Source organism: Entomoplasma ellychniae (genome assembly GCF_002930155.1).
GTDB lineage: Bacteria > Bacillota_I > Bacilli_A > Mycoplasmatales > Mycoplasmataceae > Entomoplasma > Entomoplasma ellychniae.
The window spans coordinates 25,323-37,448 of sequence record NZ_PHND01000001.1 but is presented as its reverse complement, the minus strand read 5'-3'; the positions used below and the strand labels follow the sequence as shown (position 1 = coordinate 37,448).

9 protein-coding genes are annotated in these 12,126 nt (G+C 27.1%); all 9 read left to right on the top strand.

The window, feature by feature from the left end; translation table 4 throughout:
• Positions 1-15 precede the first annotated feature (15 nt).
• The 9 genes from EELLY_RS00135 to EELLY_RS00095 are packed head-to-tail and all read left to right on the top strand — an operon-like array spanning position 16 to position 12,030.
• A complete protein-coding gene (locus EELLY_RS00135) occupies positions 16-216 on the top strand; it encodes a hypothetical protein (RefSeq protein WP_104205509.1) in 201 nt (66 codons plus the stop codon).
• Positions 203-3,055 (top strand): Mbov_0397 family ICE element conjugal transfer ATPase, encoded by a 2,853-nt coding sequence (locus EELLY_RS00130; protein WP_104205508.1) that lies wholly within the window; start codon positions 203-205, stop codon positions 3,053-3,055. The genes EELLY_RS00135 and EELLY_RS00130 overlap by 14 nt, the downstream gene beginning before the upstream one ends.
• Positions 3,048-3,308 (top strand): hypothetical protein, encoded by a 261-nt coding sequence (locus tag EELLY_RS00125; protein ID WP_104205507.1) that lies wholly within the window; start codon positions 3,048-3,050, stop codon positions 3,306-3,308. The genes EELLY_RS00130 and EELLY_RS00125 overlap by 8 nt, the downstream gene beginning before the upstream one ends.
• Positions 3,289-3,894: a hypothetical protein gene (locus EELLY_RS00120; RefSeq protein WP_104205506.1), complete on the top strand. Its 606-nt coding sequence runs from the start codon at positions 3,289-3,291 to the stop codon at positions 3,892-3,894. The genes EELLY_RS00125 and EELLY_RS00120 overlap by 20 nt, the downstream gene beginning before the upstream one ends.
• Positions 3,887-4,228 carry a hypothetical protein gene (locus tag EELLY_RS00115; RefSeq protein ID WP_104205505.1) on the top strand — a complete coding sequence of 114 codons (342 nt, stop codon included), beginning with the start codon at positions 3,887-3,889 and terminating at the stop codon, positions 4,226-4,228. The genes EELLY_RS00120 and EELLY_RS00115 overlap by 8 nt, the downstream gene beginning before the upstream one ends.
• On the top strand, positions 4,228-5,742 hold the full coding sequence (locus EELLY_RS00110; protein WP_104205504.1) for an Mbov_0396 family ICE element transmembrane protein: 1,515 nt from the start codon (positions 4,228-4,230) through the stop codon (positions 5,740-5,742). Before EELLY_RS00115 ends, EELLY_RS00110 begins: the two co-directional genes overlap by 1 nt.
• A gap of 7 nt (positions 5,743-5,749) precedes the next feature.
• Positions 5,750-9,001, top strand: a complete 3,252-nt coding sequence (locus EELLY_RS00105) for a hypothetical protein (protein WP_104205503.1) — start codon at positions 5,750-5,752, stop codon at positions 8,999-9,001.
• 20 nt (positions 9,002-9,021) lie between these two features.
• Positions 9,022-9,522, top strand: a complete 501-nt coding sequence (locus tag EELLY_RS00100; protein ID WP_104205502.1) for a sugar-phospahte nucleotidyltransferase — start codon at positions 9,022-9,024, stop codon at positions 9,520-9,522.
• Between the two features lie 51 nt (positions 9,523-9,573).
• Positions 9,574-12,030, top strand: a complete 2,457-nt coding sequence (locus EELLY_RS00095; RefSeq protein ID WP_104205501.1) for an HsdM family class I SAM-dependent methyltransferase — start codon at positions 9,574-9,576, stop codon at positions 12,028-12,030.
• Positions 12,031-12,126 lie beyond the last annotated feature (96 nt).

The window sequence follows — 12,126 nt, the reverse complement described above, 5'->3', positions numbered from 1 at the left end:
GAAAGTAGGTGTTACATGCCAAAACAACCAAAACCAAAAAAAATGTACACAACAATAAACCCAACAATTGAACAAAAAGAATTAATAGATTCAATTCAAAGAAATTGTGCAGCTAAATTTAATAAAGACTTTAGCAAAACAGAAATAATTATGATAGCTGTAAAACGTTTAGTAAAAGAACCAATAAGTGAGGATGAGTTTGATGGAAAACAATAACAAAAAAAATTCAAAAGAATTAGTGGGTGTAATACCAAAACCTCCACAAAAAGCAGTTTTAAAATGAGGTATTTTATGAACCGATTTGATAGCAACATTATTTGGTTTTGTAGTTGGTGTTTTAATAATTTTATCAATTCCAAATGTTTCAAGTCTGGTCTGAAATATTGTAATAAAAACAGTAATCATGATATGTGTTTTATTTATTTTAATGATACCTTTAATGCCTGTCCCATCTGCTGGTAATGGGGTAAGGATTTATCATATACTATGATGAAGTGTTTCTTTTAAATACATTGATAAAAAAATATATAAATTAGAAGATAAAAATCATTCCACCAAAAAATTTAATTCTTATAAAAAAATAAATTTTGATTCAAGCATCGAAGCAGCAAAAGATTTTTTAATTCTAACAAACGAAAATGAAACAGATAAATTGTTTATGTGTGGAATAAAGTTTGAGGGTAAAAATATTTTTCAACAAGATTTAATAGATCTAGAAATGATGGCAAATAGTTGATGAGAGTTACTAGTCAATTCAAAATATGATTTACAAATTGTTAAATTGTCTGTTATGAGTAATAGAGATTTTAATAATCAACACATTTCAAATCTTTTATCTATAAATAATAAACTTTTTGAAACAGAAAAAATAAATATAATTCAGTATGAAGCTAGAAGAAGAGTTTTAGAAGAATACACTAAAAAATATATTTATAAAAACGATATAAGTAGAGAAGATTTTATTGAAGAAAAATATCATATTATTGTTTATGCTGAAGATGAAAAAGAAATGATAACAGAGATTAATAGAATAACAGCTATACTAAATCAAAAAGGCTTATCTGGACAAAAAATGAGTTCATATGAAAACGTAAATTTAATTTATCAAAGTTACACACCATTAGCTGAACCCTTGTCTCCAACTTTAATTGAGAGTAATTCAGAAGATTTAACAAAATTCTTAGCGTTTAAAGAAATAGAATTTAAAAGAAATTGTTTTAAGGTGAATGGTCAAGAGCAATATTTCAAAGTTGCAGCTATCACAAAATTTCCAATGAAGGTCGAACTTGGTTGAATGATTGGCTTATTTAGAAATTCCACTAGCGCTATTGTTACTATAAAAGAGAGCTTAATTAATGAAAACAAATTCTTAAGTAATAACTTAATGAATTTACAAACAAATTCTCAAACAATAAATCAAACTAAAGTTGTCGATATAAAAGCAATGCAATATGAACAAGAGGTTTATTCTCAAATTGTTGCTGATTTAGCAACAGGAACTGAAAAGCTAAAAGAAGTTAGTGCAACAGTAATTTTTTCAGGTAACAATGAAGATGAATTAAGAGAACAATCAAATTCATTAAAATCTGAACTTCAAAAAATAGGAATTTACTTAAATGATCTAATAAATAGACAAATAGAAGCTTTAGAACATTTTTCATTAAAACCAAGAACCCCTTTAAAAAAACAAATTTCAAGACAAATACCAACATGAACAATGGCTTTATCCTATCCTTTCATATCTCAAAAATTAAATGACAGAAGAGGGCTTTATTTAGGTGTTAGTGTTGTTGGTGACCAAATAATTTATGATCAATTCTTTTTACCTAGTGGTTTAACTACTTCACATAATTTATTACTTATTGGCATGGCTGGTTCAGGTAAATCACACACAATTAAAAAATTAGCTATTTGAAATACTGTTAATCAAGTTCATACACATATTTTTGATATTGAAAATGAATATGCTCCACTTGCAAGAAATTTAGGTGAAAAAGTAGTACACGTTGGTACAAAAAATGGAGTAATTAATCCACTTCAAATAATGGCTACTCCAAATGATGAATTAACAAATAATTTATATGATGATATGCAGTTTTATCTTACAAATTTAGAAGGTTGATTTAAATTGCTTTATCCTGATTTTAATGACTATCAAATAGGTTACTTGATTAAAGAAGTCGGAACTCTTTATTTAAATACAACATCAATCAATAAAGCTTTAAAAAATAAATTATCTTTAGATGATTTAAAAACTAATGATTTCCCAATTATGTCAGACTTAATAAGACTAATGGAATTAGAACTTAAAACAATAAGTTCTGATCAACAAATGCTTCATCAACAATGAATTTATAGTCTAAAACAAGATTTTGAGAACAATGGTAAATATGAATATTTGCTAAATAATCATTCAACTCTTGAAGTTGGTAATCATAGTTTAATAGTTTACAACATCAAATCAATCTTTGATACAAATAATCAAAAATTACAAAATGCTTTATTATATTTACTTTTTGCATATGTAACAAATAAATTTAACACTTTAAGAATTGAAAATGATATTAAATATGCTGAACTTGTTGCTAAATTTGAAGAAGAAAAAAATCCTTACCCAAATAAAGCTGCTTATGAACTTTTAGTTAAACAAACTTTACTAATTGATGAAGGGCATGAATTTATGAAAAATTCAGATGTTACTTTGGACTTTTTAAATTCATCAGTAAAACGTTTTAGAAAATATTATGCTGGATTAACTTTTTGTACTCAAGATGTAAAGGACTTTGTTAAAGATGGAGAAAGTTCTAAAAAAACTCAATCTATATTGACAAATACACCAGCAAGACTAATAATGCTTTGTAGCTCAAAGGGATTAGAAGATGTTGAGACTCTTTTTGCGCAAGATGGTGGTTTAACAACCGAAGAAAAAAAACACATATTAAATGCTGGTCAAGGAAGAGGAGTTTTTATGAAAAATAACAACAATAGGCATCAAATTCAAATTGAACTAAATGATGTTGAAAAAGAAATAATAAGGAATAGAAATTATGATTAAAAGTGAATACATAAAAGACTTTTCATTTAGAACTAATTTAACACAAAAACAATCTAAGAAAATCTTAGAAAGTGTTTATGTACATTTAATTGAAGTATTAATTGATCAACAAGAAGTTTTTACTCATATTGGTAAATTTTATATAGATCAGCAACACGTGCACAACCAATTTTATAAAGGGCAGCAAAAAATATTAAAAATTAAACTCAATAAAATAGAAAGGGGTTTGATTAATGAGCGAAGTAAAAAATAATAAAATTGAAAATCCTATTCAAAATAAATCCTTACCTAAAAGAAACCACTTAAACATCAGATTCAATACTGATGAAGCGCAAGAAATAGTTTATGAATATGATAGATTTCTTGAACAAAAAATATTGGAACATAAAAACTCAAAAAAACGTACACCAAAACCAAAAACAAATGATTTTTATATAAGAGCTTTAATCAGGGGAATGAAATATGACTTATTTGATAATAAAACAGATGAAATTGCAAATATTGCAGCAAAAGCAGTCACTAAAGTAATTCAACAAAATAATCAAGAAATAACTGTTCGACAAAATTTGCAAACAGCTTTTATAGCTGGTAATATGGATTATCTTAAAGAATTATTAAATTACATTGTGCCAATATTACAAGGGTTAAATTATGAGTATTTTGATGCAACTATCGATAAAGAAACTGGGTTTATTAAAAATGATTTTTTTAAGACACCTGTTGGTTTTGAAAATCAAGAAATATCAACTCAAAACAAATGAAAAAACAAAATTAGAAAGGATTCAAGTAGCACAAATTTAAAGGATGTGTTATTTGGAAAGGGAAATGAAGATGATTAAATTTTTAATGTTATTAGCAGAAGCACCAGACTTTAAAGCGCCTGCAGATTACATCGGGGGAATTGTTTTGGCTGTAATAGGTGCTTTTGGAGGACTTGGGTTTATTGTTGCTGCTGGTGCTATGATTTGAATTTTAGTTCAAAAACAAATTGCTGCAGCAGCGGGTAATCAGAAAAAAAAGGATGAATGTACAAAAAATTTAATAACTATTGTAATCGCGATGATTGTGTTAGGGATAGCTGTTCCATTATGTGGTGTTTTTGCAGCATCTTTAATCGGAACTGACATGGGTTTAACTAAGAGTGCATTAATTGTATTAAGCGTGGTGAGATAATGACAATAAATTCAAAGTTAAAAGAAAATGATTTTTACAATTATAGAAAAGAAATTAATTGGGCTTTAGTTATTTTGATAATTTCTGTTTCAATTTTATTTTTTACTTTTTATAAAACCACTTTATCTTTTGATGTTAATAATATAACAATTAAAAGGTTAGAGGATTTAAAAACGTTAGGTGATTTGCCTAATGTTCCACCTTTTGTGGTTGCATCACCTTATGTGGATTTTTCCGATGGTTTTTTTTGAGAGCCTTTGCCAAATGGTGGTTTTAGATTAATGGCAATAAATGAACTCGTTAAATTACCTGGAACTCTTAAAGCAGGTATGCCTGGCGGATGAGATCAACAAGCTTTTTTAAATAAATTAATTGAAATGTTAAAAGCTATGAATGAAGCCAAAAGTCAAAAATTAATCTTAACTTTGATAAGAATGATTGCATTGCCTATAATGTTTATTAGCTACATAATTAATTACATTATTATTGGTTTTTCATCTGGTGGGATTAATCAACTAATCTTTGGTGGAGATCAGTTTGTTGTCGAAAATATTCCTGTTGCTTTTTGAATAATTTGTATATCAGTTCCTTTAGTATTAATTATAATATTTTTATTTCAAACAATTTCTATGGCAAACACAGACGATAAACGTTCACCACAACAAAGACTTAAAGATGCAAGCATAGGTAGTTTTAAAACTGTAATCTATATATTTTGTATCCCTGTTGGGTTTTGAATAATCGGAACTGGATTAGACTTAACCATTAGTTACATTTCTTTTGTAGTAGAAGGAAACCCTCAAGACAAATCTTTTGCATTTACAGACAATGTTTATAAATTATTATTCTTTGGATTAAATCCAACAAGTAGTGGTGATTTTTTTGCAAGATATCCAGTCTTATTAGCTGTGCTTGGGGGGTCAGTGCCTGGTGGTCTTTGAAAATCTGAGACAATTGTTAAAGCCTTTACAGTTTGGGGTTTTATAGGATTAGCGATTGGTGGTTCTACCTTGATATTTTTGCTATCAATATTTGCTGCTTTAATTGAAAAAACATTTTGGTTATTTTTTAATTTTCTTATTTGTATTTATTATGCTTGTGCCTCTGCTTTTGATGGTGGAGCAAGAATGAAAATGACTAGAGAGAAGATAATTGCTAAAACTCTTTCAATAGCGATTATAACTTTGGGAATTAATTTAACATATACAGTTTCTGCCGGCATGCAGTCATTAATTAGCTTTCCACCAATAACAGGTCAAGCCGGTTACATAATTTTTGCTTTGATTATGGCAATAATCTCAATAGCTGTTCTAATGGGGGTTAAAAAAATTGCTGCTGAAGTGGAATCACAAATTGGTGAATATTCAAATTATTCAAGAATTGATCAAACAACAAAAAGTAATTTCCAAACTGGTTCTAAATTAGCTTCTAATGCGACTAAGACTGTTGGTGCTGTTAGCAAAGGACCTTTAGGAGCTGTTGGTTTAACCACAGGAGTGATTGGATCGGAATAAAATGTCTATGAAAAAAACACTAAATATTTTAATCATATTATTATTTGCATTATTATCGATATTTAATATACATACTACATACTATGTATTTAATAAATCTGATTTATTAAATAACTATAACTATTCTTTAACAAATGAAAAATCTAATTACAATAATAATATAACTAATCCTATGTATCCAAATTTTAAATATATTTTAAATAACTCATATACAAAACACAGAGTTAATAGGATGAGAACAGGTTGAGGTTATCAAAAATACTTATCAGATATAAATTCAACATTTGATGAGGAAAGTTATGATAATGGAACAGCATCAAAAGAATATACAATTTTAAATTTAAACACTTTGAATTATGCTAAAACTGTTGATGACTTTAAAAATAATTATAAAACTTTAGAATTGGAGATAATGCTGTCATATCTAATTTATAATAGTACAAACGTAACATCATCAGCTAGTCCTGCTGTTATTGCTAAATTTGATTCAGAAGACTCATATAAATCAACAACTTTTTCATTAAATACAATTCAAAGCGATTATATATCAATTTTTTCAAAAAGAAATAATAGTTCTAACAACCATCAGGTTGAAATGTTTTATAAAACATCTTTTTCAGGAAATTATCTACAAATGAAAATTAAAACGTCTTCATATTTAGAATACAATAAAGGTTCAGCTTATGGGCATGGAGCTATGATTGGATTTAAACCTAAAAGTGTTTCCTTTAAGTCGAGTTATGACTTAAATTCATTTAAAAAAACAATTATAAATAATGGCAAAAAAACAATTGAATATACATCATATACTGGTGCTGCTATAGATTCGGAAGAAAAGTTAAAATCTAGTGATTTTCAAGGAGAATGAAATGAAAGCACTGGAACTTGACAATCTGGTAAAGAACCAAAACCAACAGGAAAAGCAAATAAGAGTGAAATTGAAAAACTTTTAAGAGAAAGAGCACCAACAACATTTGGTGATCAATGAAATTCATATAAACAATATGGAGTAACATTTGATTTATATAATTGAAATAATGTTGATAACACAGTTGATACTGTTTTCATGCTTAATAATACAGAATTTGTTCGTTATACAACAAAAATTAACTTAAAAGTTGATCAAAGCTATTGAGATATGAGTTATTTGAAAAGATTAGAAATTTTGCCTGGAAAAGTTGTAGATTTAAATGACGTTAGCAAAACAATGAATGATGTTCCAGAGCTTATTCAAAAAGATGGTAAACAAACATTCATTTATCACAACACAGTAATTGTACAATTTGCTTCAAATTCTATTAACAAAAATGAACGATTGCTTGTAAATGGCGAAGATGCTGAAGTTTGAAGGAATGTCTTTGTAGCTACATTAACAGATGGTAGAAATGATGAAAGCTCAACAATGGAAGAAGACAACACTTATGAAATTGCAGTTGAAGTTGATGGTAAATTAAAATTTAGTAGAACAATACAAATAAATTCACTAAATCCCAACGTTGACTTTAAATGAATGGGTTGAGATCCACAAAATACACCAGGTGATAAAAATAAATACGATCAATGAGTTTTAACACAACCTTTTATAAATGGTGAAAAAAATGAGTTATATGATCCTTATATAAATCCAGAAACTGGTGTGAGAATTCAATCAATATTTGTTAATGAAAAACCTTTATCCAAACCCTTTTTAATTGATCCAAAAGATCGTTATGGACAATTGATTGGTGGAGATGTTCAAGATGATCCTTTAAGGTGAGGATACTTTGCTGAAGCTTATGTTGTTAATAAGGGAATTAAATACTTGTATGATGATGAACAGTTAAAACAATTTTCTAAAATAGAAAGAGTTGAAATTGATCCAGTTACATTTCAAGAAGTTGGTTCAAAAACACAAGTGAAAATTAATAATGAAGTTCAATTTTCTAATCCAGGAACTTGGCATTATATTTTTTATTTAAAAGATTTTGTAGATCAAAGTTCATGAGGTAGTAATTCTATCCATAATCCACCAATAAATAAAGATATTAGAGCAATACAAGGAACTGTTATTCATAAAATCATAACTTTAGATAGTGATGCTAAAAACTATAGACGTTTTTTAGATTTAGAATCTTCAAAAAAGAATTCTAAAATACATGAATGGTTTACAGTTACATCTGGTGGTCACTTAAGAAGTTTTATGATCGCAAACGCAATTATAACTTCAGCAGATGCTTTACAACTTATTAAATATGAGCAAATTGTAAAATATTGACGTCAATACGTTTCAGCTGCAATAAATGGCCATATGACTTATAACCCAGAAACTGATGATAGGTTAAATTTAAGCGATTGACAACCAATTTACTTTCCTATGAAGCAAACAGAGGAAATTGCTGCTAAAGCATATATAACAAGGAAAATAAAAGAGCAAATGTTTAGTTTTAAAGGCTCTGCCATAGAAAAAGATTATATTATTGAATCAACACAAGGGCATATTCCACTTAATGATATGGAATTAAGTAAATTTGTAAGTATAAGTGAAGATAACCCTATTGAACAACTAGATGTAACTGTAATAGCTACTCCTGAATCATTACTACTTGTTGGGAATCTAGAATTTCAAATAAACAATGACATAAAATATGATCCTGACCTTGAAATTAGTTTAAGCGATGTAAAATTTAAGACTCAAGAAGGTAATTTTAGTAACTGACCTGAAGAAAACAAAAAAGCATTTTTAGAAAATTATCTTTTAGGTTATGTTGGGCAAACTCTTGATCAATATAGAATAGCTAAGAATGAAACGTTAAAGCAAATTCCTGAAAAAGATAAAGATGGAAAACCAACAGGTAATTTTATTGACAAACAAATCCCAGAATATAAATATGCAAAAGATTATGCAATTTTTATTGATGGTATGAAACTAGACATAACACAAGAACCCAATATTAATGAATATATTGATCAATTCTTGAATGTTGCTAAAAAACGTGTAATGTGAGTAAGAATAAATGCTGTTAGGGGCACAACTTTGTTAAGTGGTGCTACTAGTTATCAAGTAATTAATGACCCTAAATCTAATGTTAAACCACCAATTAAACCACTTCCAGAAAAACCAGATCCTGAAATTCCTGGACCAGGAGGTGAAAAACCAAATAAAAAGCTATTTGGTGGAATCTGATGATTGGTTACAATACCAGCAATTGCTATAATAGCTATTACTTTATTTGCTGTAGTTAAGCGAAAAAGAAAATTAAAAGGCTATAAATTAAAATAAAAGAAAGGCAGGTGAATAAAATGTATTTTCCTAATAAAAATGATGAGTGGTACACATTGCCCTATGCGATTGAACCTATTTTAGAATTTCTTAAACCAAACTCAAAAATATTATGCCCATTTGACACTATTGATTGCGAATATGTAAATGTTTTAAAAAAGGCAGGTCACAAGGTCAGTTATAGGCACATTAAAGACGGATTTGATTTTTTTGATTTGGAAAGTGGTGATGTTTTATCTTTTGATTACATCATTTCAAATCCACCTTACAGTTTAAGAAAACAAGTGTTTATCAAATTGGAAGAATTAAACAAACCATTCGCTATGTTAGTGCCTTTGGTATCAATAGCTTTAAAACCTATAAGAGAAAAAATACAAGACAAACAATTGTTAATTTTTGACAAAAGAATTAAGTTTAAATCAAATGAGGGGTTAGTTTGCAAAAACCCACCATCTGAAACAGCATATATTTGCAAAAACATTTTACCTAAACAAATTATCTTTAAAGAACTACTTTTTTAATTTGAATGATATAATTGATTTACTTGTACTTATAAAATATTAGGAGGTTTTATGAAAAATAGTGAATTAGAATTTTACTTACATAATTATTTGTTTAATGTTGTTAGTGATATGAAAAAAAGAAATTTGTACAAATATGATTGAAATGTTAATAAGTCTGATTTTGAAGAAATAAACTCAAAATTATCAACAGCATCAAAAAATCTTTCTAATTCTATCAATCCTTCTTTAGGAAAACCAGATTTAATATATTTTAATCCCGAGACTAAGCTTTTAATTTTAGGAGAAATTAAAAACGATAAGAAAAAACACACATCTAATAAAATCGGAAAAATAACTGACCCAAAAATTTTTGCAACAGATGGAGTACTGCATTATATGAGTTTTTTTAAAGATTATGACGTATTTGGAATAGCTGCTTCAGGTTCTAAGGGTGATTACATAATTGATCAATTTTATTCAAAAAAAGATAGCCTCATTTTTGAACCCTTACCATCTCAAAGAATATTAAATGAGTTTGATTACGAGAATATTATAGCTGATGATTTGATTGATGAAAAAGTTGATAACCTAAGTGATGCAATTTCTTCTTTAAATAAGCTAATGGATGATAGTAAAATTTCTACAGAAAAAAGACCGATAATTACTGGTTCTATAATTTTTTCTTTAACGCATTTTAAGCAAATACAAACAGACATTGAAAAGCACAAGACTAATACAAGCAACATTAGTGGTTTACTAATTAGTTCTATAAAAACTAAAATGTTAAATGTTTTGCCTGAAAATAAAAGAGACAAAAATATTGGAATTATTGATAGATTTTGTAATCTAATTGAATCATATTCAATAAATAATGAAATTTGAAAAAAAATTATTGATAACATAGATCAAAAATTAATGCCAATTATAAACAAAATGAAAAAAGAGTCTTATCATGATTTTTCTGGTGACATGTATAGAGTTTTACTGAGATACACATCGGGAGATGGAAAAATTTTAGGTCAAGTTTTAACTCCAAAACACATAGCAAATTTAATGATAGACCTAGCAGAATTAAAAAAAGATGACTCTGTAATAGATCCTGCTTGTGGAACGGGAATTTTTTTAGTTAATTCTATGAATAAATTAATATCAATGGCTAAAAATGATGAAGAAATTGAGACAATTAAAAGTAAAAAAATATACGGAATAGAGATATCTAAAGAAATGTTTTTTTTAACATTAGTGAATATGCTTATTAATGATGATGGTAAGACTAATATTTTTGTTGATGACGACAACCCCGAACCTAAAAAATCTGGAATTTTTAAATACGATAAAAAAGACTTTGTAGAAAATCCTAAAAAAGTTATAATGAATCCGCCTTATTTATCTCAGGATGAAATGTGAAAATTTATAAATAAATCTTTAACATTGGCAACAGAAAAAGTTGTAATAATTGTTTCAACTTCTATTTTTAAAGGAAATACTGATTTTAAAAGAGAGTTCTTGAAAAATAATTCGCTGATGGCTGTTATTAATATGCCAAACAATATTTTTCAAAACAAAAGTTCTTCTGGCGCACAAGTTAAAACATCTATTCTTGTCGCTGATATAGGAAGGCCAAATTCTGAAAATTATCTTGGAACATATTTTTATGACCTTAAAGATGATGGTTTCATATCTAGCAAAAAACATGGTAGATACGATGGCATTAAAAAATGGTCACAAATTAAAAGTGATTTTTTAGAGAATTATAAAAATAGAAAAGAAATTTTAAATACATCAATTAACATAAAGAACGTATCTGAAAATGATACATGAAATTTTAATTTCTATAATAAAATATCTTCTGAAGATTTTTTAAATTTGAATGATTATTTATTTAATTTGTTTGAAGAAATAGTAAATAAGAATAACAATAAAGATAAATATAAAATTTATGATCATTTCTTAAACATAGACTCTGAATTAAAAGCTTATGATATAAAAAAATATATTAAAAATTTTAAATTAAAGGAAACTTCAGCTAATGAGCATTTGGAAATTAAAAAAAATATTAATAATGCACTAAGAATTGAAAAATATATAGATATCAAAGATGGAGATATCTCATATGTCGCTGCATCAAATTCTAGAAACGGTTGTAGAATAAGCAATATAAGAAATATATATAATGAATCTGTTTTGGATAATTTATTTACATGAAACACTCAAGGAGATGGGGGAGCAGGCCTAGCTTTCTTCCATCCTTATAAATTTATTGTAGCAAGCACATGCAAAGTTTTTGATTTGATAGACAAGACATTGAGTCTAGAGCACAAAATTTTTATTGCTTTTGCTATGAGCCTAGAACACAAAAATAGATATTTTGGATATTCAATAAGTGAAGGTGAGTTCAAAAATGGAACTTTAAAATTAACTTTACCTGTAAACAACAAAGAAGAACCAGATTGGAATTTAATTTATGAAATTATGGTTAATAATCCTATATTTATTAAAATTAAAAAATATTTAAACTTATTTTAAAATAAACCTTTTGAAAAATAAAAAGGTTTTTTTATTGCTATTTTTTCATTGTTAAGGTTTTTTCAATTAAATCAATTATAATTTTATTGTACAACT